This is a genomic window from Bradyrhizobium sp. 26S5, from assembly GCF_036923295.1.
Lineage (GTDB): Bacteria > Pseudomonadota > Alphaproteobacteria > Rhizobiales > Xanthobacteraceae > Bradyrhizobium > Bradyrhizobium septentrionale.
In genome coordinates this window covers 9,581,002-9,604,441 of sequence record NZ_CP145948.1, presented here as the reverse complement: position 1 = coordinate 9,604,441, position 23,440 = coordinate 9,581,002, and the positions used below count along the sequence as shown (strand labels likewise).

General features: G+C 61.4%; 21 protein-coding genes and 1 tRNA gene. 12 read left to right on the top strand and 10 right to left on the bottom strand.

Annotated elements, in window-relative coordinates; genetic code table 11:
* Nucleotides 1-57: 57 nt before the first annotated feature.
* Nucleotides 58-1,185: an alpha/beta hydrolase gene (locus tag V5279_RS45250; protein ID WP_338693880.1), complete on the bottom strand. Its 1,128-nt coding sequence runs from the start codon at nt 1,183-1,185 to the stop codon at nt 58-60.
* A gap of 251 nt (nt 1,186-1,436) precedes the next feature.
* Between V5279_RS45250 and V5279_RS45245 the strand changes: the two genes are divergently transcribed.
* Entirely contained in the window at nt 1,437-2,201 is a 765-nt protein-coding gene (locus tag V5279_RS45245; RefSeq protein WP_338693878.1) for a haloacid dehalogenase type II, read from the top strand.
* Here V5279_RS45245 and V5279_RS45240 read toward each other — a convergent pair whose 3' ends face one another.
* Both V5279_RS45240 and tsaD read right to left on the bottom strand, forming a co-directional pair.
* Entirely contained in the window at nt 2,202-3,182 is a 981-nt protein-coding gene (locus tag V5279_RS45240) for an NAD(P)H-dependent glycerol-3-phosphate dehydrogenase (protein WP_338693876.1), read from the bottom strand.
* Between the two features lie 203 nt (nt 3,183-3,385).
* Complete coding sequence (tsaD, locus tag V5279_RS45235) at nt 3,386-4,459, bottom strand: tRNA (adenosine(37)-N6)-threonylcarbamoyltransferase complex transferase subunit TsaD (RefSeq protein WP_338693874.1); 1,074 nt, start codon at nt 4,457-4,459, stop codon at nt 3,386-3,388.
* 185 nt (nt 4,460-4,644) lie between these two features.
* On the opposite strand from tsaD, the gene V5279_RS45230 reads away from it, so the two are divergent.
* The 5 genes from V5279_RS45230 to V5279_RS45210 all read left to right on the top strand — a co-directional run bounded on the left by V5279_RS45230 (nt 4,645) and on the right by V5279_RS45210 (nt 9,702).
* On the top strand, nt 4,645-5,376 hold the full coding sequence (locus V5279_RS45230; protein WP_338693872.1) for a uroporphyrinogen-III synthase: 732 nt from the start codon (nt 4,645-4,647) through the stop codon (nt 5,374-5,376).
* 121 nt (nt 5,377-5,497) lie between these two features.
* On the top strand, nt 5,498-6,754 hold the full coding sequence (locus tag V5279_RS45225) for a hypothetical protein (protein WP_338693870.1): 1,257 nt from the start codon (nt 5,498-5,500) through the stop codon (nt 6,752-6,754).
* 20 nt (nt 6,755-6,774) lie between these two features.
* Nucleotides 6,775-8,538 (top strand): heme biosynthesis protein HemY, encoded by a 1,764-nt coding sequence (locus V5279_RS45220; protein ID WP_338693868.1) that lies wholly within the window; start codon nt 6,775-6,777, stop codon nt 8,536-8,538.
* Between the two features lie 108 nt (nt 8,539-8,646).
* Nucleotides 8,647-8,722, top strand: a tRNA-Thr gene (locus V5279_RS45215).
* 191 nt (nt 8,723-8,913) lie between these two features.
* Nucleotides 8,914-9,702, top strand: a complete 789-nt coding sequence (locus V5279_RS45210; protein WP_338693866.1) for a hypothetical protein — start codon at nt 8,914-8,916, stop codon at nt 9,700-9,702.
* Here V5279_RS45210 and V5279_RS45205 read toward each other — a convergent pair.
* Genes V5279_RS45205 through V5279_RS45195 form a run of 4 tightly spaced genes read right to left on the bottom strand, consistent with a single transcriptional unit; the run spans nt 9,677 to nt 13,221 of the window.
* A complete protein-coding gene (locus tag V5279_RS45205) occupies nt 9,677-10,063 on the bottom strand; it encodes a very short patch repair endonuclease (RefSeq protein WP_338693864.1) in 387 nt (128 codons plus the stop codon). The genes V5279_RS45210 and V5279_RS45205 overlap by 26 nt on opposite strands.
* A 46-nt stretch (nt 10,064-10,109) precedes the next feature.
* Nucleotides 10,110-11,468, bottom strand: a complete 1,359-nt coding sequence (locus V5279_RS45200; RefSeq protein ID WP_338693862.1) for a DNA cytosine methyltransferase — start codon at nt 11,466-11,468, stop codon at nt 10,110-10,112.
* On the bottom strand, nt 11,452-12,162 hold the full coding sequence (locus tag V5279_RS47150; protein ID WP_414645883.1) for a class I SAM-dependent methyltransferase: 711 nt from the start codon (nt 12,160-12,162) through the stop codon (nt 11,452-11,454). Before V5279_RS47150 ends, V5279_RS45200 begins: the two co-directional genes overlap by 17 nt.
* A gap of 3 nt (nt 12,163-12,165) precedes the next feature.
* Nucleotides 12,166-13,221 carry a GAF domain-containing protein gene (locus V5279_RS45195; RefSeq protein WP_338693860.1) on the bottom strand — a complete coding sequence of 352 codons (1,056 nt, stop codon included), beginning with the start codon at nt 13,219-13,221 and terminating at the stop codon, nt 12,166-12,168.
* A 248-nt stretch (nt 13,222-13,469) separates the two neighbouring features.
* On the opposite strand from V5279_RS45195, the gene V5279_RS45190 reads away from it, so the two are divergent.
* The 4 genes from V5279_RS45190 to V5279_RS45175 all read left to right on the top strand — a co-directional run bounded on the left by V5279_RS45190 (nt 13,470) and on the right by V5279_RS45175 (nt 18,146).
* Nucleotides 13,470-14,468 (top strand): DUF3427 domain-containing protein, encoded by a 999-nt coding sequence (locus V5279_RS45190; protein WP_338693857.1) that lies wholly within the window; start codon nt 13,470-13,472, stop codon nt 14,466-14,468.
* Between the two features lie 44 nt (nt 14,469-14,512).
* Nucleotides 14,513-16,012: an IS21 family transposase gene (gene istA, locus V5279_RS45185; protein WP_166309211.1), complete on the top strand. Its 1,500-nt coding sequence runs from the start codon at nt 14,513-14,515 to the stop codon at nt 16,010-16,012.
* Nucleotides 16,012-16,875, top strand: coding sequence for an IS21-like element helper ATPase IstB (istB, locus tag V5279_RS45180; protein ID WP_166107168.1), 864 nt, complete (start codon nt 16,012-16,014; stop codon nt 16,873-16,875). The genes istA and istB overlap by 1 nt, the downstream gene beginning before the upstream one ends.
* 1,064 nt (nt 16,876-17,939) lie before the next feature.
* Nucleotides 17,940-18,146: a hypothetical protein gene (locus tag V5279_RS45175; protein WP_338693855.1), complete on the top strand. Its 207-nt coding sequence runs from the start codon at nt 17,940-17,942 to the stop codon at nt 18,144-18,146.
* A 216-nt stretch (nt 18,147-18,362) separates the two neighbouring features.
* Here V5279_RS45175 and V5279_RS45170 read toward each other — a convergent pair whose 3' ends face one another.
* Nucleotides 18,363-18,593, bottom strand: a complete 231-nt coding sequence (locus tag V5279_RS45170) for a hypothetical protein (RefSeq protein WP_338693853.1) — start codon at nt 18,591-18,593, stop codon at nt 18,363-18,365.
* 233 nt (nt 18,594-18,826) lie between these two features.
* Here V5279_RS45170 and V5279_RS45165 point away from each other — a divergent pair, with 233 nt between their 5' ends.
* Nucleotides 18,827-19,204 carry a hypothetical protein gene (locus V5279_RS45165; RefSeq protein ID WP_338693851.1) on the top strand — a complete coding sequence of 126 codons (378 nt, stop codon included), beginning with the start codon at nt 18,827-18,829 and terminating at the stop codon, nt 19,202-19,204.
* A 432-nt stretch (nt 19,205-19,636) separates the two neighbouring features.
* Nucleotides 19,637-20,833, top strand: a complete 1,197-nt coding sequence (locus tag V5279_RS45160) for an MBL fold metallo-hydrolase (protein ID WP_338693849.1) — start codon at nt 19,637-19,639, stop codon at nt 20,831-20,833.
* Between the two features lie 193 nt (nt 20,834-21,026).
* Here the strand turns inward: V5279_RS45160 and V5279_RS45155 are convergent, their stop codons facing one another.
* Together V5279_RS45155 and V5279_RS45150 are read right to left on the bottom strand one after the other, a co-directional pair.
* Nucleotides 21,027-22,565, bottom strand: coding sequence for an OpgC domain-containing protein (locus tag V5279_RS45155; RefSeq protein ID WP_414645882.1), 1,539 nt, complete (start codon nt 22,563-22,565; stop codon nt 21,027-21,029).
* Between the two features lie 103 nt (nt 22,566-22,668).
* Nucleotides 22,669-23,118 carry a hypothetical protein gene (locus V5279_RS45150; RefSeq protein ID WP_029084704.1) on the bottom strand — a complete coding sequence of 150 codons (450 nt, stop codon included), beginning with the start codon at nt 23,116-23,118 and terminating at the stop codon, nt 22,669-22,671.
* Nucleotides 23,119-23,440 lie beyond the last annotated feature (322 nt).

The following is a 23,440-nucleotide window of genomic DNA, read 5'->3' as shown; positions in this document are numbered from 1 at the left end:
GCGGGATGGGTACCGGTTCGCGTGAAGAAAGCGCGTCAAATGAAGAAGCCATCACGTTCACTGTTTCAGATATCGATCGAAGAATTTGGCGATATCGGTGAATGCCTCTTTCGTCTCGGGCGCATCGACGCTCATCTGGTACTGGGCGTGCGACTGCCCCTCATAGACATTGAGGTCGGCAATCACGCCGGCGCGCCGCAATTTGCGATGCGTGCGCACCGTGTTGCTGAGGAACAGGTCGCGCGTGCCCGATGTCAGGATGGTCGGCGGAAAGCCCTTGAAGTCACCGTAGATCGGCGAAATGTAGGGGTTCTTCAGGCTGGTCCCGTTTGCATAGAGCTTCGCCGCGCGGCCGAGCCATCCGTCCCAGGTCACCAGCTCGTTGTCGACCCACTCATTGCTCGCGTAGCTGTCGCCGATCTTGTCGATATCGGACCACGGCGTGCCCGGCGCGATCGCGGCCGGCAGCGGCAGCTTCTCGTCCCTGGCGCGCAACACCATCGCGAGTGTCATCGCGCCACCGGTCGAGGTGCCGAAGATCGCGAGCCGGTGGCGTTCATGCGACCTCAAGACCTCCTTCCAGACCGCCATCGCATCATCAAGCGCGGCTGGATAGGGGAAGTCCGGCGGCATCCGGTAGTCGACCGAGATCACCTTGAAGCCGCCAAAGCCGGCCATCATGATGGCCTCCGGCAACGCCGCTTCGCCGGGGCCGAACACGTAACCGCCGCCGTGCACATGGATCAGCAGGCGGCGCCGGTTCTCGAGCGCGATCTTGTTCGGCGTGACGATGAAGCAGTGTACGCCGGCAATCTTGGTTTCCTCGACCTTGACGCCGAGCTTCGCCTTCATCGCCGGAAGACCCGCGACCAAGAGCTTGGCACGGCGATCGATCAGTTCCTTCCATTCCGCTGATGTCTTCGGGTCGGCGTTGAAATGCGGCGGATAGGGCGCGCCGATGATCGCCTGCATTTCGGGAGAGACGTCATTGGTGGGATTGCCGATCGATTTGAGCGGCGCGACCCGCTTGCCGTTCTCGGCGTTGGCCGCGGCCTCGCTCCTGGCAAGGTCGTCGTATGAGGCTGCAGTCTGGGCGTGAGCGATAGCGGACGAGGCGGCGAGGGCGAGTGCAAGGCTGAGCGAAACAAGGCTGGGCGAAACGATGGCGCGTTGCGGTTGACGCATGTGTTTTTCCCTTGGGATCCGCTTTTCGATTGTTAGACCGGGATCCGACGGTTCGCCGCCACGCTAGTACAGCGCCTTCAGGCCGTGAAGGGCGGCTTGCGAGACACTTTGGAGGGTTATTGCTCCGACCCGAACGGCCGCGCCAGCAGGCGTCGATTGTTTTGAAATCTGGAATGGTCTCTGCCGAAATCGGGCGATTGTGCTGACGCGTTTTTTCTGTGAACGGTCGTCGCTCGTTCGACGGAGATCACATGCTTCTCAATCGCCGCACGTTCACGGCCATGACCGCAGCTTCGGTCGCGACAGCGGCAGCGCGGCCCTACCAAGCACGCGCAGCTGGGCGTTCGTCATTCAAGGCGATCGCGTTCGACGGTTTTCCGATCATTGATCCGCGCCCGGTATTCGCGCGCGTGGAGGAAATGTTTCCGGGCAAAGGCACCGAGTTGAGTGCCTTGTGGCGCACGCGGCAGTTCGAATACGGCTGGCTCCGGACGCTTGGCGGGCACTACGCCGATTTCTGGCGCGTTACCGAGGACGCGCTGGTCTTCGCGGCCAAGGCGATGAAGATCGAGCTGTTGGCGGGGCAGCGCGACCATCTGATGCAGACTTATCTGGAGCTGAAGGCGTGGCCTGACGTTGGGCCGGCGCTACGGCAGCTGCGTGACGCAGGCCTTCGCATGGCGTTCCTGTCGAATCTCACCGCGCCGATGCTCGATGCCGCCATCAAGAACTCCGGGCTTGAGGGGCTGTTCGAGCCTCACCTCTCAACCGACAGGGTTCAGGCCTTCAAGCCCGACGCCCGCGCCTACCAGATAGGCGTCGACGCGTTCGGGCTACCGAAGGAAGAGATCGCCTTTGCGGCGTTCGCCGGCTGGGATGTCGCCGGGACGAAGTGGTTCGGCTATCCGACGTTCTGGGTCAACCGCGCCAACGCGGCAGTCGAGGAGCTTGGCGTCGCGTCTGACGGAATGGGATCGGGATTGAACGACCTCGTCGCCTTCGCGACGGGGCGTTGACTAACCTTCGGCCTTGAACGGCCGCGTCAGCAGCCCTTCGATCGCCGCATCGATGGTCAGGCGGTTGCTCAGGATCGCCGCAACCGCGTTCGATACCGGCATATCGACCTTTCGCGAAGCGGCGAGCTCGCACAAGACAGGCGCAGTGAACGCGCCCTCGGCAAGCTTGCCGACCGGTGCTGCTTCGCCGCGGCCGAGCGCGAGGCCGAGCGCAAAATTGCGCGATTGCGCGGTCGAGCAGCTGAGCAGGAGGTCGCCCAATCCCGATAGGCCGGCGAGGGTTTCAGCGCGCGCGCCGCAGGCGCGGCCCAATCGTGCCAGCTCGCTGAAGCCGCGCGTGGTCAGCGCGGCAAGCGCGGAGGCGCCGAGATTCCTGCCAACCACGATGCCGGCGGCGATCGCCAGTACGTTCTTGGCCGCGCCGCCGATCTCGACGCCGCGTACGTCGGTGGTGTGATAGGGCCGGAAGGTCGCCGAACCGAGCGCCTGCACCAGTGCGCCTGCCAGCGCCTCGTCCCTGGCGGCCAGCGTCACGGCGGTTGGCAAGCCGCGCGCGACGTCGTCGGCAAAGCTCGGTCCCGACAGGATCGCGGGCACGGCGCCAGGTGCTGCTTCCGCGATCACCTCGGTCATGAATTTGTGGGTGCCGTGCTCGATGCCCTTGGCGCAGGCGATGACAGGCGTATCAGGTTTGAGATGCGGCGCGATATGCCCGACCGCCGCACGCAAATGCTGCGCCGGGGTCACGGCCAGGATGACGTCGGCTTGGGCGGCGGTAGCGATATCCGACGTCACGACGATGCCGGGGTCGAGCTGGATGCCAGCCAGCTTCGGATTGACCCGCGTCGCCTGGATCTGCGCCGCATGCTCGGCATTGCGCGCATACAGCGTCACCTTGCGCCCGGCGCGCGCCGCGACCTCGGCCAATGCAGTGCCCCAGGCGCCGGCACCGATCACGCTGACTGACTTGTGCGCGGGCATCAAAACCCCTAGCTCAGTTGCGCTCCCTCGCCCCGCTCTTGCGGGGAGAGGGTTGGGGTGAGGGGCCTATCCGCGAGCGAATCGGTCGTTGAGACCTGTACCCCCTCACCCGGATCGCATCGTTGATGCGATCCGACCTCTCCCCGCAAGCGGGGCGAGGTGAAGGGGAGCTCGCTCTGCGTTTCATCTCCATGTCGAAGCACCTAATGTCCGGCGCGGCTGTTGGCGTAGCCGGCCGGCGCCTTGGCGTTGGCATCGAGCAGCCAGCGGGCGCGCGGCGGCGCTTCCATCGTGTCGGTCAGCCCGAGCGCCAGCCGCTCGGCGCCGGCCCAGGCGATCATCGCGCCATTGTCGGTGCAGAGCGCCGGCGGCGGGATGATCAGCGTGGTCTGCGCCTCTGCCGCGACATCCTGCAGCGCGCTGCGGATCGCATGGTTGGCAGCAACGCCGCCGGCCGCGACCAGCGCACGCGGCGTGCCGAATCGCTCCTCGAACAGTTTCAAGCCAACGCTCAGGCGGTCCGCGGTCGATTCCAGCACCGCCGCCTGGAAGCTCGCGCAGAGATCGCTGATGTCCTGCGGTTCGAGCGGCTCCAGCCGACTCGCTTCGTTGCGCACCGCGGTCTTCAGTCCCGACAGCGAGAAATTCGCATCCGGGCGGCCGAGCATCGGGCGCGGAAAGGCAAACCGCGTCGGGTCGCCGCCGGCCGCCGCACGCTCGACCTCCGGCCCGCCCGGATAGGGCAGCGACAGCATTTTCGCCACCTTGTCGAACGCCTCGCCCATCGCGTCGTCGACTGTGGTGCCGAGCCGCACATAGTCTCCGACGCCGACCACGGCGACGATCTGGGTGTGGCCGCCCGAGGCCAGGAACAGGCAATAGGGAAACGCCAGCGCGCAGGTCAGCCGCGGCGTCAGCGCGTGCGCCTCGAGATGGTTGACCGCGATCAGCGGCGTGTCGTGCACCATCGCGATCGCCTTCGCGGTGGTGAGGCCGACGATCACGCCGCCGATCAGGCCGGGTCCGGCGGCCGCCGCAACCGCCGACAATTGTCCGTAGCCGATGCCGGCCTCCTTCATCGCGGAGGCGACAATGCCGTCGAGCAGGTCGACATGGGCGCGCGCCGCGATCTCGGGCACCACGCCGCCGAAGCGGGCGTGCTCGTCGGTCTGTGAGCGCACGACGTTGGAGAGGATTTTTGCCTGCCCGTCGGCCTGCCGCTCGACCACGGCGGCTGCGGTTTCATCGCAGGTGGTCTCGATCCCCAACACCAGCATCGGCGGTTCGTGTCCCAATTTCGGCCCTTGTGCTACGAGCATGATCCGGACGGGCCGGAACCGGTTTCCGGCCCGATCTGCCCTATAGAAGTGTTCCCTCCGGGGTAGCATTGCGAGGTCTTGAAGTGCAATCGGTCGGCAAGGTCCATTTTCCAAGGTCCAATCCAAAGCTGGAGGCCTGAACCGTGACGATCCTTGTCACGCGGCCGCATCCGGACAATGACGCCACGCTCGCGACACTGCGGGGACGCGGCTTTGACGCCCTCGCGGCGCCGGTGCTGCGCTTCGAGCCGTTGCCGTTCCATGACGATGACGATTCAGATTATGACGCCGTCATCCTGACCAGCGCCAATGCGCTGCGCGCGGTCGATCTCACGGCCAGCCGGCTGTTGCCTCTGCCGCTGTTTGCGGTCGGGGCGCACACCGCCGATGCCGCGCGCGCCGGGGGCTTCGACAGGGTGATCGTGGCCAAGGGCGATGCCGGCAGCTTGCGCGATCTCGTGCTGGCGCGGGTCAAGGCCGGCGAACTCGAGGCCTCGGCGACGCTGCTCCATCTCGCCGGCGCCGACCTCTCGCGCGATCTGGCGGGCGAATTGGGCGAAAAGGGGCTGACCGTCGTCACCCACACCACCTACCGGATGGCGCCGGTATCCGCCTTTCCCAGGGAGGTCAGCGACGCCTTCATGGCCAACCGGATCACCGCGGTGCTGCATTATTCCCGCCGCAGCGCGCAGGCGTTCCTGGACGCAATACGGGCCGATGGCGTCGAGATATCGGCCCTCGCTTTGCCGCAATGCTGCATTTCGGCGGCGGTTGCCGCAGTGCTCCGTGACGCCGGCGCGACCAAGCTGGTGGTGGCGGCACAGCCCGACGAAAACGCCCTGCTCGAGGCACTCAGCCGCACCCTGCGGCCGTGAGCGGTATAATTCTTTCGTCTGGACATGATGTTAGGCAATGCCCGGTTTTTCGGATCGTGCTCTAAGAACTTCGGACGATTCTGCTAGAATGTGCGGCCAATAGTTTTGAGGACCCCCTGCGATGGCTGAAGAAAGGCCCGACGACCCAGGACCTTCGCCGGATTCCCGGCCTAAGCGCGCGCCGCCGACCATCGATCTTCAGGCGACCGAGGTCTCCAGCGAGCCGCCAAAAACGGAGGGGGCCGAGGAAGCCTCCAAGGAAGCTGTCAAGGAAGCTGCCGAGGCGGACGCAGCCGCGGCTGAAGCCGAGCCCCAGCCCGAAGCTGCGCCTCAGGCGGAGCCGCAGCCCGAGACCGCCTCCGTGGCGCGGGACACTGAGCCGGCACGGCCGGTGTCGCCCTGGGTGGTGGCGCCGGTATCGGGCGCCGTCGCGGCGGCGCTGGTGATCGGGGTCGGCTGGCTGCTCGGTTGGCCCGCGGTGCAGACGGCCTCGACGCCGCAGCCCGGCGCGGTAACGATCGACGAACTCGGCACGCGCCTGACCGCGCTCGAAGCAAAGGCCAGCCGGCCGGCCACGGCGGCTGCCGATCCTGCGGCCACGGCGCGGCTGGAGGCGCTCGACAAATCGATCGCCGCGCTGCGCACCGAGCTCGCTGCGACGCGGGCGCAATCCGACCGGCTTGCGGCCGCGGTCAACGACGTGAAAGCCGCCCCGCGCGATGGCGCAGCTGCGCCGGACATCTCCGGCATCACGGCGCGCATCGACAAGGTCGAGGGCGCGGTGAAGGCGCAGGGCGCCGCGATCGCCAAACAGGACAGCAAGATCGCCGACACCAAGGCCGAGGCGAAGGCGGACGATGCGCCGCTGCGCCGCGTGGTCGCGGCGTCGCTGCTCGACGTCGCGGTTCGTCATGGCGATCCCTTTGCCTCCGCGCTCGAGACCGCGAAAACGCTCGCCGACGATCCCGCGATGCTGAAGCCGCTCGAGACGTTCGCGACGTCAGGTGTGCCGAGCCCGAACGCGCTGTGCCGCGAGCTGATCGAGATCGTGCCGCAACTGGCGCCGCCGGCGCCGGAAGCGGCGACGGCGAATGCCGGCTTGGTCGATCGTTTGCAGGCCGGCGCCTCCAAGCTGATCCGCATCGAGCGGACCGATGGCACAGGGACCGATCGCGGCAGCATCGTCGCGCGCGTGACATCGGCCGCCGTGCATAATGACCTCGCATTGACCGAGCGTGAGTTGAAGTCGCTGCCGCCGGCCGATCGCACCGCGGCGCAAGCCTGGCTCAACAAGGTGGACGCGCGCCGCGCCGCGCTCGACGCGTCGCGTAAATTTGCCGACAACGCCATGGCGGCGCTCGCCACGGTCAACCAGTAAATCTTTGCAATAGGTTCTTGATGATCCGCATCATTCTGTTCCTGCTGCTGATCGCGCTCGCTGCAGCGGGCGCGGCCTGGATGGCCGATCAGCCCGGCGATCTCGTGATGTCATGGGGCGGCTTCCGCCTGACCTCCAAGCAGCCGATGTACCTGCTCGGCCTCGTCATCGTCGCCGCGATGGTCGCCGGCGTCATATTGCGCGGGCTGTGGAAGATCCCGGGCCACATCCGCCGTGGCAGGCGCGAACGGCGTCACGCCCGCGGCCGTCATGCTATCACGCAAGGCCTGCTCGCGATCGGGCATGGCGATTCCGCAGGCGCCCGCGCGCATGCCGAAGTGGCGCGGCGCCACGCGGCGGGCGATCCGCTGGCGCTGTTGCTGCACGCGCAATCGGCGCAGCTCGATGGCGACCGCGACGGTGCGCAGCGCGCCTTCCGCGCCATGGCCGAGCGTCCGGACACGCGATTGCTCGGCCTGCGCGGCCTGTTCATCGAGGCGCAGCGCGCCGACGATCCGGTGGCGGCCGTGATGATCGCCGAGGAAGCGCTGAAAATGTCGCCGTCGTCGTCATGGGCCTCGCATGCAGTGCTGGGCTTCTGCTGCGCCAAGGGCGATTGGGCCGGCGCGCTGTCGATCATCGACAACAACCAGACCGCCGGATTGATCGACAAGGCGACCTATCGGCGGCAGCGCGGCGTGCTGCTGACGGCGCGCGCGTTGGAGTTCGAGACCGTCGATCGCGACCTGTCGCGCTCGAGCGCGATGGAGGCGGTCAAGCAGGCGCCGACATTGATTCCGGCCGCCGTGCTCGCAGCCAAATTCGAGAGCGAGGCGCATCAGGTGCGCCGTGCGATGCGTATCGTCGAGACCGCGTGGCTCGCGCAACCGCATCCGGATCTCGCCGATGCCTATTCCCATGTCCGGCTCGGCGATGCCGCGCGCCAGCGCCTGGTGCGCGTCGAGACGCTGGCGGCGAAGACGCCGGGCCATATCGAAGGCGCATTGGCGATCGCGCGCGCCGCGATCGATGCGGCCGAGTTCGCCAAGGCACGTGCGGCACTGGAGCCGTTCATTGCGGCGCCGACGCAGCGCGTCGCGCTGCTGATGGCGGAGATCGAGCGTACCGAGCACGGCGACAGCGGCCGGGCGCGGGCCTGGACCTTGCGCGCGGTGCGCGCGCTGCACGATCCGGTGTGGACCGCCGACGGCTATGTCTCGGATCGCTGGCGTCCGGTCTCGCCGGTCACCGGCCGTCTTGATGCCTTCCAGTGGCAGACGCCGGTGGCGGCGCTGCCGTCCGACAAGGGCCATGCGATCGAGCCCTCACCCTTCGAGGAGGCGATGCTGGCGCCGCGGCGGGTCGAGCCGCCCAAGGAGGTGGCCGATGAGCCGCCGGCGGCAAAGCCGGTTGAGCCGGTCGAGGTCCAGCCGGTTGAGATGAAGCCCGTGGAGGAACCGGCCACACCGCCCGTGCAGGATAACGCCCCCCTGCAGGCTGCCATCGAGGCCGAGCCGGCCCCTGCCGAAGCCGCCGCACCGGAGCCGGCCCCGCCGCCGGCGGCCGAACCGGCGCCCCCGGCCCCGGCTCCCCTGTTCCGCTCCCGGACTGACCTGCCCAAGGCCGCGCCGGCACCCATTCCGGCGGTGATCCCGATTATCAGGGCCCCCGACGACCCCGGGGTCGACGAGGACGGCGCCGTGGACGAATTTGCGGAACAAATCGGCCCGCCCAAGGCCCAGATCGGCGGCTGGCGCGGATTTCTGGCACGTTTGGGCAGCTAATTCGCGGTTAGGTAACGGCTGTGCGGTTAAATAACCGCATCTTCTTGCCAATCGGGGTCATGCCCGATATCAGGTGGCGCGAATTATCAGGCCGTTGCCGAACGGTTCGCCGCAATAGCTCAGTTGGTAGAGCACGTCATTCGTAATGACGGGGTCGGGGGTTCGAGTCCCTCTTGCGGCACCAGCCTTATCAATAACTTACCCTCATTCTGGCTAAATTGGCGAACGGTGTAGGTACGCTCTAGGTACGAGTGGCTGCCAACCTCACCGATGTTGATGCAATATTGAATCAGGTTCTTTGCGCCCTAGCTGGGCCGGTCTCATCTCGCCGTGAGATAAAGTTCCGACCGTCACCTGATTCGTGAGGCGGCCTGAATGGCGCGATCCCCAAAGACTAAGATTGAAAACTCCATAAATGCGGAGCTGACGGCGGCTGGCGATCGAGCGAAAATGATCACGCGCGCTGAGAAGAAAAACTATGCAGAGATTTTATCCCGCAATCTTGCACAAACGTTCGCAAACTCATTGCGAAGTTCTCTCCCTGGAATCCTTCCCGATCCTGACGGCAAAGGCCAAGAGTCAAAAGTACGCTCTTCGAAGGGATTCAAAAAGCTCGACGTAAACTACTCGACGGTCGAGCTAGGCCTCGGATTGGGAGTTTCTATCAAAACGATCAACTTCCGTGATCCGGGAACGAAGAGATACACAAAAAACTATACGCGAGTTGATGGTGAGTTGCGCGCAGAGGCGTCCGACTATCACGAGCGACAGCCCTACGCAGTGATGGTTGCCGTAATCTTTCTTCCCATTGACTCTTGTGACGACGGCGGGGTTGCCGCTGGCCCTTCAAGCTTTGGTCAAGCGGTACAAATATTTCGTTTTCGATCGGGTCGAGACAGTCCGAAAGAGGCGGCCATGCTCTTCGAGCGAGTGCTGATTGGACTCTATGAAACCGATCCAGACCGATTCGGTGACGTCGTATTCTTCGACGTCATGTCACCCCCGCCACGCAACGGTCGGCCCACTACAACGCTAACGTTCTCGGATGCCATTGAGAGGATCGTGGATACCTACGATGGGAGAAATAGTCCTCGCTTCGAATGGGCCGATGCGGCCCCTGAAAAAGTCACGGCTCCTCCTATTGAGGCGGATGAAGAAGAGTGAATAGCCGACTCGCGCTCCTTTCGTTGATCCCGAGTTGTTCTGCTTCGCATTCCCAGAGGACCAGAACCCTGAACCCGAGTGCTATAAGGTCGCCTTCCTTCCTGGCGTCTCGAGCGCGGTTATCCGCAATTTTTCTTGTCCAGAAATCGGTGTTGGTCTTGGGAATTGTCGCTCGTTTGCATCCTGGATGACTATGCCAAAAGCACCCATGCACGAAGATCGCCCAACGCTTACTTCTGTTGGCCAGATCGGGCGATCCCGGCAAATCGCGATTTCTCTTGCGATATCGTTGGCCGTGCATTCGAAGCCACCGCTGAACCAACAGTTCAGCGGCAGTATCCTGCCGTCGGACGCGCCTCATACGTTCCGAGGTAGCCGGGTCCACGATGACCGGCGGACTTACCCTCTTAGGCCGCTTTCGCCCTAGATGAGAGTTGTTTCCCATTTCGTTCCGCGGACGAGCTCAGCTGTTCCATCGCACGAAGATGCTGGCCAACAGCTTTGACGAAGCCGGGCTTAAAAGACAAGCTGCTCGCCTTGATCCGACTGTAGAAGCCGGCCGTCGCCCGTAGCGAGAGCGGTGCTCCAGGCTTTGAGAGGAAATCGATAAGGGACTTCGCTTGCCGATTTGCCGGCCAGTTTCCGATGTCCGCACGGCGACGAGTAGTTCCATCGAACCAAGCGGCCGCTGGCCACGCACTGTCATGAGCTAGTGACGTACCCTCACTTCCCTTAAAGGGCTTTGGACTGGCTAAGCGTTTTCCAATCCAAGTTGAAACTTCAACGTTGACTGCATTTCCGACGAGCATCCAACGTCGGCGCTGGTTGAACCGACCGCCCCCCACTTCCCCGGCTCGATCAATCAAGTTGGTCCAACCGGAGGGGAACCCTTGGAGGCGCTCTCCATCCACAAGATCAGGCGTAATGATACTTTGATCTGGCAGCAAAATTGCCGGTGGGGCAGGTATCCCAATTGATGATCCACCTTTCAGTGTCGGGACACAATCTTCGCCCCAACCAAGCCCACGAGTACCTTCCGTCCAGTAAAAACCATGTGCCGCTTCATCGAGATTGAGAGTGCGCTCTTCGGGAATGAAGTCACCGTGGAAAAGCACATCGCGAGGATCGCCGGCCAATGTGGCAAAGAGAAACAAACGAAGGCGCCTTTGCGGCAAACCGAATGCGCGGACGTCAACCGTCCGATACGCCCAACGATACCCCAGGGCTTCAAGCTCTCCGACAACCTCGCGAAGATAGTCCCCTTTGTGGAGATGCCTCCAATTGGGCACGTTCTCGATCAAGACGTTTGCAAATGGTCGTTTTCGCAGCAGGTCAATTGTTTCGCGAATTAGGCTTGAGCGGCCACCCGCGAAACCCCGCGTAGTGCCCGCCTGGCTTAGGTCCGTGCAGGGGAAGCCAGCCGTGAGGAGATTCGATTTCTCAGAGATGCTCTCGATAAGCTCGGCTGTTCGGCGCACGTCGAAGACGACGGGCGTGGCCGGAAATCTCTTTCGCAGCACCGAAACTGCCTCGGGATCACACTCGCAGAAGAGGGATGTCTGGTGCCCTGACTTATGAAGCCCCAGCTCCAAACCGCCAATCCCGCCGAAAATAGCAGTTACGTCAAACTGAGGCATGGCACCAAGCTCGAAAGTTCGAATCATCTCAATATGACACGCTCTGCAAAAAAACTCGAGAACTTTGCTGTAAGCGGCGATCAGATAATGGGCCAGCAGCGGGTGGCCGGACCTAGGTGCGCTGGACAATGTATCCTGATACGACGCTCTCGCACCCGCGTATTTTTGGAGAGTGTGGCTCCGGAATAGCAGCGGTGCCGATGCTCGTAATTTGAAGCAAGTGCAACCCAGCGCTCTCTATCATTTTCCTCTGGGAAGCCTCCGGTTCAACAAAGGACGGAAGGTATATACGCTCGCCCTCTCGTGTCTGGAAGAACGCGGCGCCCTGCTGCTCATAGGCAGACCGCATTCTGAATGACGAGGCCCATTCGTAAGAAGGCGTCGTGAAGACACAATAGGCTCCCAACTTTAACGTGCGTCGCACTTCATTCCAGAAACGAGGCCCGTTGAACGGGTCGGCGAGGGAAGCCACTATCAACGAAAATGTGTTTCCTTCGAAAGGGAGCGACAGTGCATCCCCGACCACCAGATCGGCGATTTGGTTGAACCCTCGCGAATAGGAGATCATCTCCTCTGACTTGTCGAGTAGGATGAGGCGGTCAAACCCTTTGGGAGCGAGTTCGCCAAGCAGAGCACGCCCGGCTCCTACTTCGAGAGCAGATCCTGAACGGGGAATTATGCAGAGGGCGTCCCGCAAGAGAGAGCGGCTCGCATCACGAAAATTTCGGCACGTTGGATGACGCTCGGCGTCATAATACTCAGCCGCCACGGAGCTATAGCTCTGCGGCTTCACCCTGTCCGCTGATGAAAGAGCACGAGACATTCGTCAGTCCGGCCCGAGCTGAAGGGAAAGAGCCGCCGAGTCGGCCAGCGCTTTAGCCACGAGCGGTGCAAGTTCTTTTTGGGCCCTCGATGAAACTTCAGCCTCCTTCGTTTCATTAAATGAATTTTTTTCTTTGGCGTCTATATAGAAAAGCCCGACCTTTCGATCCTCATAAGTAAGCGGAAAGCAAAAATAGGAGCGGTGCTTAAGCGCACTTTCTGCCTCTCTCCTATTCATGCCCCAGTCGCTCATTATCTCATCTATCTCTTCTTCGTGCGTTCTCTGAGCCTTCTTCGTCTGAAACAGGTCGTTTGCAAGCTGCATCTTCTCCATTCGCCACACCTTGCCTATGATGCCGTATCGCACCGAGAAGTCCCGCCCGCGGCCGGATCCGTCGGGACAATAGTCTACAAGTTGATAGAGGCGATCATAGCGAATGGGGTCTGGCACGTGGATTGTACAGCGAAAGTCCCTGTCCGGATCGTTTCTGAATGCTTTCAGTTCGGGACTGTCGATGAACTTCGAAAGCGCCTGCTCAATCTGATATCGAGCAACGATCCTAGCAAATTCCCTATCAGTTCTTTCTTTGTATTCTTGTAAGGCCGATTCAATATCGCCGGCGGCGCTCTGGATACGTCGCTTGGTCTGCTCGTTCAGTTCGATCTCTGCGCCAAAGAGATTGACCTTTCGAAGCGCTCCAAGCAGACCGAGCAGAAGGCTCATCGAAGAGTTTGAGCGAGCCAGGATCCAAAGGGCGATTAGTATCGTGAATGGCCACGGCGCGAATAGAAGGACAAATTCTCTAATCCAATGGAAGACCCGCGGAGCAACGCTCGGCGCAGGCAACGAGATGGCTAATAGCCATATGCCGAACAGGACGATTGCCGCGGTAATCACGCAGGCGGCTAGGTAACGGACGCCTTGCAGTCTCGCATTCTCAAGGCCCGATAAGACGAACAACTCAGCTATGTCTTCGGGACTCATTCGCCGCCTTTGCGCGACTTCACGAAGCGATGCGTTCGACTCGTCCTCAAGCGTGATGCGATAGGTGTTGGTCACGATGCAAGCTCTTTCGAAGTATTCATGACTGGCGTCCTCAGATAAGAGCGTCCCTGTGCACGATTTGGCGGCGAGAACAACGGACGTCAAATTTCCTCTCAAGTCCTGAACTCATTATACAGAAGCGAGAAAATTGCGCGAGATGATCCCTTGCGTGGCGGCGAATATGAGTCGTGGATCCTTCTGGGCCACCATAGCTCCAAGGCACTTTGTTCGATATGACTGAGGCGCGGGCGAGTGGGGTAGTCATGATCGACCAAATGGCTCTATCTGCGCGGAAGGTGATCGAAGCAGTCCTGCCTGATGCCAGGCTTAGATGGCTTGTCATGGATCGCCTCCTCCGTTCTTGGGAGTTGGCCGGTACTATCGCTCCGTTGGCCCGTTCGGTGTCGCTCGCGTCGAACGGCTTCCGGTTGAATATTGGCCAAGTCGAAGCCTTGACCTTTTTCGACGGCACTATTCGCGTTCTCCTGGCAGTCTCACACGATGATGCGCGGCTAGCATTGCAACCGATAGGTCGCACCGAGTATCGCTCCTTTCGAGGGCCACAATGCGTTTTCATCGGCTCTGTCCCGGATTATGAAGCTGCCGAACAGCTCATCGAGCCCTTTCACGCTGCCTACATCCACGGTGCCGCAACAACGGCAGATGGTAGCCCAAGGCAAGGGTCGCCTCACGTTGGACACCACTCTCGCGAACTCATCACTTACGCGGAGAACTTTGCGTCAGCCGTTGCTTCACATCAGAAGCAACTGTCGCCGTATCCATTCAATGTAGGAGCAGAATATACGAGGCGCGACGTTTTCGCTGTGCTCGGGATTCCCGAGGGCACCACCGGAGGACCCTGGTTCACTGGGTATGCATCTTATGGTCCTGATTGGTTTGTTTTCTGCGGCGTAGGTACGGGCGGGCGCACCGGGCACGATTACAACAATCGCTTTCTAGGTGATAACTTGATCTGGTTTGCCAAAAATGGCTCACGACTCCAGCAATCGAGCATCCAGGGACTCTTGAGTCCTGTCGGACAGGTGTACTTGTTTTACCGTGAAAATGATCGTGATCCATTCACGTTTGCCGGCTTAGCGCATCCAGTGCAGGCGTTTGATGTAACGCCCGTCAAAATCGTATGGCGATTTCGTTCAACTAATTCCAACAGGCAAGACTATTCGTTGCCGGAGGATGTGTTTCGGCATGGAATAAGGACCCCGTTTCGGGGTGATCGGCATCCAATCGGGACCCCGGGATAAGGGTCCACAGTGGCTTCCATCGAGTTATGGAAGCCGAGGTTGGGATGCTGGTGGTGGAGACGATTGGTAAGATCCGTCGCGCCTACTTTGTTGATGGTCGTCCGATCAAGGCGATCTGCCGAGAACTTGGCGTATCGCGGAAGGTGGTTCGCAAGGTCATTCGTTCTCAAGCGACGGAGTTCCGGTACGAGCGCGAGACGCAGCCGCTCCCGAAGATGGGTGCCTGGAGTGCCGAGCTTGATCGGTTGCTGGCAGGGAATGAGAGCAAGGCGGCGCGGGAACGGCTGACGCTGATCCGGCTATTCGAGGAACTCCGCGGCCTGGGTTATGCCGGCGGCTATGATGCGGTTCGTCGATACGCCCGACGGTGGACCAAGGAACGCGGCACCTCGACAGCGTCGGCTTATGTGCCGCTGAGCTTTGCACCAGGCGAAGCCTACCAGTTCGACTGGAGCCACGAGGTGGTCCTGCTGAGCGGCACCACGGTGATGGTGAAGGCTGCTCATGTTCGGCTCTGTCACAGTCGCATGCTGTTCGTGCGGGCCTATCCGCGGGAGACGCAGGAGATGGTGTTCGACGCCCACGACCGGGCATTCGCCCTGTTCAAAGGCACCTGCACCCGCGGCATCTACGACAACATGAAGACCGCGGTGGAGACGATCTTTGTCGGTAAAGGCCGTCTCTACAATCGCCGCTTCCTGCAGATGTGCAGCCACTATCTGGTCGATCCGGTCGCCTGTACGCCAGCGTCGGGCTGGGAGAAGGGGCAGGTCGAGAACCAGGTCGGGCTGGTCCGGGAGCGCTTCTTCACGCCGCGGCTGCGGTTCAAAAACCTCGACGAGTTAAACGCCTGGCTGCTCGACAAGTGCATCGCCTACGCCAAGGCTCATCGCCATCCGGAGCTGGTCGATCAGACGATCTGGGACGTGTTCGAAGCCGAACGCCCCAAACTCGTTCCCTATGCCGGCCGCTTCGACGGCTTCCATGCGGTGACAGCATCGGTCTCGAAGACCTGCCTGGTGCGCTTCGACAACAACAAGTACTCGGTCGCAGCCAGTGCAGTCGGACGACCGGTCGAGGTTCAAGCCTATGCCGATCGCATCGTGATCCGTCAGGATGGACGTATCGTTGCCGAGCACCCGCGATCCTTTGGCCGCGGCGATACCGTCTACGACCCCTGGCATTATGTGCCGGTGCTCGCCCGCAAACCCGGCGCCTTGCGCAACGGTGCTCCCTTCAAAGACTGGGTGCTGCCGGCCGCGATCGAGCGGATCCGGCGCAAGCTGGCCAGCACCGACGATGGCAATCGGCAGATGGTCGACATCCTCACCGCGGTGCTGACTGACGGTCTGTCCGCGGTGGAAGCGGCTTGTGCCGAAGCGCTCAGTCACAGCGTCCATTCCGCCGATGTCGTTCTCAATATCCTGGCCCGTCAACGTGAACCCGCCCCACCGGCCAACATCATGACGCCGGCCGCACTGACGCTCCGTCATGCACCGATCGCCGATTGTGCCCGCTACGACAACCTCCGGAGGACCATCTGATGGAACGAACCCAAATCTTCGACCTCATGGGCGAACTTAAGCTCTACGGCATGAAGGCTGCCTTCGACGAGATCATGGCAACTGCCGTCAAGCGCCAGCACGAGCCTCAACGCATTGTCGGCGACCTGCTCAACGCCGAGATCAACGAGAAGCAAGCCAGGTCGATCAAATACCAGCTCACCATTGCCAAGCTGCCGCTCGCCAAGGACATCGCCGACTTCCAGTTCGACGGCACGCCGATCAATCAGACTCTCGTCAATGATCTCGCTGGCGGCGGCTTCATCGCCCAACAACGCAACGTCGTGCTGGTTGGCGGCACCGGTACAGGCAAAACCCACTTGGCCATTGCCATCGCCAGAAGTTGCATCCGCGATGGCGCCAGAGGACGCTTCTACAACGTAGTCGACCTCGTCAACCGGCTCGAGACCGAGACCCGCAACGGTCGGCAGGGACGGCTCGCCGAGCATCTGACCCGCATGGACTTCATCGTTCTCGACGAGCTGGGCTATCTGCCGTTCGCGCAATCCGGCGGTCAGCTCCTGTTCCATCTCATCAGCCGGCTCTACGAGCGCACCTCCATCATTGTCACCACCAATCTTGCGTTCGGCGAATGGCCCAGTGTGTTCGGTGATGCCAAAATGACCACCGCGCTACTCGACCGATTGACCCATCACTGCGACATCGTCGAGACCGGCAACGACAGCTGGCGATTCAAAAGCCGCGACGATGTTCAAACAACCCGCGCTCGCGCCGTCTCCGCAACCCCGACCAGCTCCGACGACCCGAGCGCTACCAGCAGAGCACGCCGATCAAAGGGGTCCCTTTTGGATGCCGATAGGGGGTCCCAGTCGAACGCCGATTGACACCATAAGTATCTGCTCAGGTCCGCGCGCAAGTAAGCGCTGCAATTCCGTGGTTCTTTTCGTGGTCCGTTTCGAAAATCGCGCAGAGAACAGCGAGCATAATCAGTACCATGCGCCTATAGTGCGATGCCCTCTTGCGCACCAGTTGCTACGGTCTTGCAGGGCTTCCTGGAGCCCTTTTTTGTTGCCTTCGGCCTATCTCACCGATTTCGGTCAGCCATTTTAGTTCTCGGGTTGCAGCGCGGTTACGTGTCTAGGCAGCGAGATCGCCCGCGACGCAGCGGTTCTTCACTCGTGGCCTCCCTGGGCGGCTCGAGCAGTCGCTGCTCGCTGCTGGCGAAAGCAACTCATGGCGTGAACCGGCTGTTAACCATACTTGCGCTCTTGTGAAGTATGTCTCTGCAAAGTCTGTCTCGATTCTTGAGCCTCTCGGACGATGCGCAAGCGGCCTTTATTGCCGCGGCGCGCGATTCCAGACCCGTGCGCGGCCTGACCCACGACTTCTACAAATACCCGGCCCGCTTCTCGCCCATCTTTGCCCGCGCGGCCATTGAGCTTTTCACAAAGCCCGGAGACCTCGTGCCCGCATGTCGGGGGAGGAACCACCTTGGTGGAGGCCCGCGCCGCCGGCCGCGAGGGCCTCGGCATCGACATCAGCTCCCTCGCGCAATTCGTGGCGCAGGTGAAGTGCACGGTCTTCTCGGAGATGGAGCTTGAGGTCCTCTCGGAGTGGTCGGGGGCCGTCGGCGCCGACATCGATATCCAAAAGCCATCGCAGCCGATCACCGAATACGCTGAGCGCGGCTACTACAGCCACCGCGCAATCCGTCTAGGAAAGCTTCTTCAACCTGCTTGGAGCGCTTGCGCTCCGACTCCGGAGGTCGGGACGCAAGCGAGCGCCGCTTGTCCTCGGCAAATCGTGGTTCATTATCTTGTCGACCATCCGGAGGAGCGGCACCATTCCGCCGCGTCAATAGCTCGGACCGCGCTTTCGAATGCGTTCCATGCAAAGATTAAAAGAAGACCGCCCCTATTCCGATCCCGAGAAAGCCGCCCGGAGGCTTATGGACCATGCGCGAGCATTTGAGCCGATCCAGGATGGCCGGATCTATATCGAGAAGATCAACTATCCCTTCCTCGACAAGGACGGCGCATCGCCGGCCGAATACAGCGCCGGGCTCAGATACGCCATCGAGCATGGCTGGCTGGAGAAGCACGAGAGCGGGACCTACGTGAAGATTCTGCACGCGGGGACCCTCCTGCCCGGTTGATTGTGCAAAACCTGCTGTTCAGCCACGGAACACCGTGCAATTTCCGGCGACCGTGAAGTCGTGGAATGCAGGCGTCCAAGGAACCGCGAACGGCAGGCACGGTTCGATGAAGCCGGAGGGATGCCGCCGCTGCTGGATCGCCGGAGGATAGGGCAGTGAGCTACAGGTTCAACGGCTAGCCCACCTCGAGGTCCCACGGCAGCCGCACCAATGACCTCATCCGCAGAGATAGCGCTGCGCGAACACCTGCAGTGGGTCGGCCTTGACGAGCCACTGCGCGGCATATTCCGACGGAATCAAAATGCAGTGTCCGATGCGGACCTCGCGTGGACCTTGGCCGGTTCGCTTTAGCGCGGCATACAGCTCTGGCTGGATGTCGAACATTTGGCAAAACTGTGTCACCGTCAAAGCCGAGGAGATGTCAGGCCGGGGTTCCTGCGCATTCATCAGCGACATCCTTAACTTGATACGGTGCGTACCAGCTTCTGGCCCTTCAAGCAGGCAGCCCGTGTTTACAACTGTCACTGCAACGGTGATGGAGCAGTTGTTCACGTAGATGAACTGGAGGTTTGATCTAGATCAATAGCGCGAAGCTCCCGCGCGCGAGGCTCGAGGACCCGCGGGGTCGCCGCGATGCGCAGGTGCCCGCGGCTTCCCTCTACTCCAAGAAGGAGGACGCTATGTTGCGTCGAGTTCTCATCACTTCGGCAGCGGCGGCCATACTGCTGGTCACTAGCTTCCATTCCGACGACGCGTTCGCTCGCGGCGGGCGCGGCGGAGGCTTCCACGGCGGCGGCATGCGGGCCGGAGGTTTCCACGGCGGCGGTGCCGTGCGAGCGGGAGGCTACCGCGGGGGCGCGGTCGCGGCTCGCGGATACCGGGGCGGCGCTGTCGCTGTGCGCGGCGGGCGCTACGGCTATCGCGGCTATGGCTATCGCTACGGTGTCGGTGCGGCGGCAGTGGGCGCGGCTGCGGTCGGCGCAGCTGCGACCGGGGCCTACTACCGTGGCGGCTGCGGCTACGACGCCTACGGCAATTGGGTTTGCCCGAACTACTGAAGGACGCGACGCCGCTGGCCTTGGGTGCTCGAAGCCAATGATAAAGTCATTGGCAGGTTTTCAATAACACTGCAAAAGAGAAGGTGGCACCTAGAACACGGTGCCGCGGCTGCAACTGCAACCATGACGGCTTCAAGTGTTGTTCAATTATCGATGCGGCGAAATTGGCACACGGGGTTCTTGAAACGGCTACGGCTAGGCCGGTCGTCAGGACGCCTTCGCGGTCGCGCTACATCATCATCAGGTGGGTGTTATGTCCCGGTGAATAGGCGCGAGCTTCTCTGGCGACTTAAACCAAATTTTTGGGCAGTTTGAGCAGTTTGATAGGATGATTTCTTAGTTTAGACGCCCGACCCTCTGGGACGAAATACGTCCGTGCGGTCCCGCGCCTTCTGGTTATGGCCTGATTGTTGGCAGGAACGGGAGGTAGCAATGGGTAGTGATTATTTTTCAGACTCGATCGCGCTATCACAAACAGGTCCTCAGGCGCCTCGGCGGCAGTTTTTCTGCGACGAGGTTGGGCGGCGAGAATTTCTCTGCGGCGGAGGCGCCAGTCTCTTAAGTATGATACTTGCTACACTCAGTGGCTCGAAGCCGGTCAGTGCGCAGGCTGTCACTGGATCATTGCCTGAGCTCGACCGCGTGGCAGTTCGAATAGTGATCGATAGCTATCAATTCGCTGTCGCCCCGAGCAGAAAGTTGCCCAACCTCGATATCCAGCACTTTGGCTGGGGTCTTAGCGACAAGCCGCCGCGCAAAACTTTGGTTAGCGAATTCGGCCCTGCGATGCAGGTCGAGTCACGACGCGGCAACGAGACGCGCAACGTCCTAGTTGATTTCGGTTTCACGCCGGAAGCCCTTCTCAACAACACGAGCTTGCTTGGTATTGACCCTGCGGCCATCGACGCACTTGTGCTCAGCCACGGGCACCAGGACCACTTTGGCGGTCTCGTCGGTTTCTTGCAGGCGCATAGCGGCAAGCTAAAGCCCAAACTGCCGTTGTTTGTCGGCGGCGAAGGATGTTTCTGCGCGCGCGAATGGACTGCCCCCCCGGCGCGGGGCAACTTCGGCGTCATCGACCGCAAAGCACTCGAGGAGGTGGACCTCGCCGTAACCGTCGCAGCCAGACCTGCCCTGGTTGCGGATCACGCCGTCGCCACGGGGCAGATCAGTCAGAAGACCTTCGAGAAGGTGCTGTCACCGAGCGCAATGACCATTGGTTTCGACCGCGGCATCGGCTGTTATCCCGAGCGCCTCAGCGAGGCGGAACGTACTGCGCCCGTCGTACCGGATCAGTTTCAGCACGAGATCGCGACGGCGTTTAATCTGAAAGGACGGGGACTTGTCGTCCTAACTTCGTGCAGCCATCGCGGCGTGGTCAACGCGATCAAGGAAGCTCAAGCCGCCTCCGGCGTGGAAAGAATTCATGCGGTGATCGGGGGCTTTCATCTCGCGCCCTATCAAGAGGACTACGTTCGGGATACGGTCAAGGCACTCCAGGAAATCGATCCGACTTACGTGATTCCGCTGCATTGTACGGGGGAGCCTTTCTACGAAACCGCGCGGGCTGCGATGCCGACAAAGCTCCTACGCTCGTACACCGGAACTCGATTGGTTTTCGAGGCGTGAGCGCAGCCTAACCATTAAATGAATGTCCGTTCGGGGCCCGTAGCCGACCCTTACTCAGAAGGCTGCAATGTCCGCTTTGGAGAGGGAAGCCGACCAAGGTCAAGCGGGCCGCCGTGGTCGGCTTCTGACCCAAATGCGAAATGCCGGGGATATCGGTGACTTCCTGCGCCTTTCGGCTGCCATTCTCAGTGCCTCATGCCAATGGTGATTGCTGCCTTGGTTTGATCCTAATCAAGCTCAGCAGCGTTGCGGCCGCGATCATCACCAGGATGCCAGCGAGACTGAGCGCGATCTGCATCGCAAGTCCATCCGAGATGCTGACCAGCGCTATATGGCTTGCGAGCGCCAGCAGAACGCCGAGGCAATAGATTGCCAGCGAGTTCTCGCCGCAGGAGATCGCCCCGCGCATCACTGGCGTCGTCAGCCCTCGCCAAGTGCGAGGCACGAGCCATACCGCCAAAATAGCAAGGGCAATAAAATGCAGCAATCGCAAAGGATCGAGATCCGATTTGTCCACCAGGTAAAGCAGCTTCGCCAGGGTTTGTGGGACAAGCACTTCCGGTGGTTTGATGCTCAAACCCAATGCGATAGTCAGGCTAAAAGCCAGATAGAGAACAGCAAGTACAAGCGCCGTGCGTGAGGTCATCCACGGCCCGAACCTCTTGCCTTCCGTGATACACCACGCTCCAAGCACAACCAGCACCTGCCAGGCCAGCGGATTGAAGAACCAAACGTTGTTCGGCCACGCCGGAACGGTCCAGCCGAAGACGTGCACCAGCGAATAAAGCAGCAGCGAGGCGCCGAGCGCCACGTTCGGCACTCGCAGCAGCAGCCACAGCAGTGGCGCGAACAAAAGATGGAAAACCACGAAGAGCGGCAAGACGTCGGTGTTGACGGGACGGTATTGCAGGATCGCCGCATGCGCGAGCGTCGCTCCCGGATATTCCAAGAGAATGCGCGTATTGGTCTCGTCGGCAAGCCGGCCGCCGCCTGCGAGGTAAACCACGATGGCGCAAGCAAGCGTGAGCAGCAGAAATGCGGCATAAATGTCCCAGCTTCGCCGCAGCGTCCGGCCGATCACGCCGGTCCAGCCGCCGCGCGCATGCGCCTTGCCGTAGGCCAGCGCGCAGGTCACACCCGAGACGAACATGAACACTTCCGCGGTATCGCTGAAGCCGTAATTCCGCAGCGTCAGCCAGCTTCCGATGTTGTTCGGAACATGGTCGAGAAAGATGCACCAGAGCGCAATTCCGCGGCAAGCATCGATGCGCAGGTCCCGGCCGGGCTCTTTCAGCTCCGGTAGTGCGGACACCAGTGGCTTCGCAGGTGTCGCGAGTAGCTTAGGTTCGAGCTGCCGATGCCGGCCGCGCAACACCTTGGCAATGCGTTCGATCTCCGCCAGTGTCCGTCGGACGTCAGTCCTCGACGCGGCCCCGCGATCCTTGTCGAAGTCGACAGGCGCGTCACTGTCGGAGCGCCATCGCATCGGTTCCCGAGAATCGGCTAGATCGATCGAACTGATCGTTATCATCTCGACGAAGCTGCTGGGCGGCGGCGCAGGCACCATCATCATGGTGGCAACGGGCCGAAAGGACGGAAATGACAAGCCTTCCATCGACTCTTCGTCGGTAACAACCTCGTATGAGCCCGCCGGTAATAATCGTTCGACGCTTGCGATCCGGAATGGGTGCTTGAAAAGCACCGTTTCACGCCGCGATCGGGTCATCGTCATGCTCAAACTCGCAGGTTGGCGACGAGGCGACCGCCGCAGCGGAAAGCTGCTGGCGTACAGAGACGATGTTGCGCGCGCTGAGATGCTCCTCGTCGGACGGGCGCTAATCAGCACTTCGGATGAAAGCGTTTCCATTGCAACCTGAAGCCGGAACCTCCGCCTCAGAGCCCTGCCAGTCCGGGCTAAGACTTATCGAATACTGGTTACCGTCCCGACAGCGAATGCTCCAGCTATCGATCCCGGATTCGGTGCCGCCTTGATACACGTTCCGAACAACCACACCGCAAGCCTGCTTTTTCTTTTTCAGAACGGAGGTCCAAAAAGCGAGCTGCCCGGCCTGATCCTGCGCAAGTATCCGCGTCGTCGTTTGGTTGGCTGCGTAGCCCTTTTTGAAAGGCTCGGGAGCTAATACCCCGGATGGTACGCCTGTTGATGTAGTGGCGTTAGCCTGCTCAAAAGGCAGATCAGGATCCAGAACAAACCAGGCAGCCTGCAATATGACGACGAAGCTCGCCGCAACCACCGTGAAAAAATTGAGCGAACGCCTCATCATGTCTCTCCACTCCCGGAGATCGAGACATTGGTGGACATCGCGGCGTCGCGAGGCCCACAGAAACCCGACAAAATATGGCACTTCGCGAACAACACTGATCGCTGCGACTGCCTGCGGCGAGGCCTAAACTTCGACGAGCAGTAGCTTGACGTAGTGCAGCACCAATGGCGACGGGTTCAAGCAGCTGCGCCGATGTGTCGTGAAAAAGCTGGATGGTCGGGCTGACTAACGCCTTTTGGAACCGTGTCAACTCGGCTCGAACCGTCGCGTGTCATTGCGTTGCCGAGCGGCCAAAACAAGTCGCGTGACGGCGAGATGCGAA

Coding starts and splice junctions, on each gene's coding strand:
- V5279_RS45250 (WP_338693880.1), bottom strand. CDS start 1,185: ATGCGTCAACCGCAACGCGCCATCGTTTCGCCCAGCCTTGTTTCGCTC.
- V5279_RS45245 (WP_338693878.1), top strand. CDS start 1,437: ATGCTTCTCAATCGCCGCACGTTCACGGCCATGACCGCAGCTTCGGTC.
- V5279_RS45240 (WP_338693876.1), bottom strand. CDS start 3,182: ATGCCCGCGCACAAGTCAGTCAGCGTGATCGGTGCCGGCGCCTGGGGC.
- tsaD (WP_338693874.1), bottom strand. CDS start 4,459: ATGCTGGTGTTGGGGATCGAGACCACCTGCGATGAAACCGCAGCCGCC.
- V5279_RS45225 (WP_338693870.1), top strand. CDS start 5,498: ATGGCTGAAGAAAGGCCCGACGACCCAGGACCTTCGCCGGATTCCCGG.
- V5279_RS45220 (WP_338693868.1), top strand. CDS start 6,775: ATGATCCGCATCATTCTGTTCCTGCTGCTGATCGCGCTCGCTGCAGCG.
- V5279_RS45210 (WP_338693866.1), top strand. CDS start 8,914: ATGGCGCGATCCCCAAAGACTAAGATTGAAAACTCCATAAATGCGGAG.
- V5279_RS45205 (WP_338693864.1), bottom strand. CDS start 10,063: ATGAGGCGCGTCCGACGGCAGGATACTGCCGCTGAACTGTTGGTTCAG.
- V5279_RS47150 (WP_414645883.1), bottom strand. CDS start 12,162: ATGTCTCGTGCTCTTTCATCAGCGGACAGGGTGAAGCCGCAGAGCTAT.
- V5279_RS45190 (WP_338693857.1), top strand. CDS start 13,470: ATGATCGACCAAATGGCTCTATCTGCGCGGAAGGTGATCGAAGCAGTC.
- istA (WP_166309211.1), top strand. CDS start 14,513: ATGCTGGTGGTGGAGACGATTGGTAAGATCCGTCGCGCCTACTTTGTT.
- istB (WP_166107168.1), top strand. CDS start 16,012: ATGGAACGAACCCAAATCTTCGACCTCATGGGCGAACTTAAGCTCTAC.
- V5279_RS45175 (WP_338693855.1), top strand. CDS start 17,940: ATGGACCATGCGCGAGCATTTGAGCCGATCCAGGATGGCCGGATCTAT.
- V5279_RS45170 (WP_338693853.1), bottom strand. CDS start 18,593: ATGAATGCGCAGGAACCCCGGCCTGACATCTCCTCGGCTTTGACGGTG.
- V5279_RS45165 (WP_338693851.1), top strand. CDS start 18,827: ATGTTGCGTCGAGTTCTCATCACTTCGGCAGCGGCGGCCATACTGCTG.
- V5279_RS45160 (WP_338693849.1), top strand. CDS start 19,637: ATGGGTAGTGATTATTTTTCAGACTCGATCGCGCTATCACAAACAGGT.
- V5279_RS45155 (WP_414645882.1), bottom strand. CDS start 22,565: ATGACGATGACCCGATCGCGGCGTGAAACGGTGCTTTTCAAGCACCCA.
- V5279_RS45150 (WP_029084704.1), bottom strand. CDS start 23,118: ATGATGAGGCGTTCGCTCAATTTTTTCACGGTGGTTGCGGCGAGCTTC.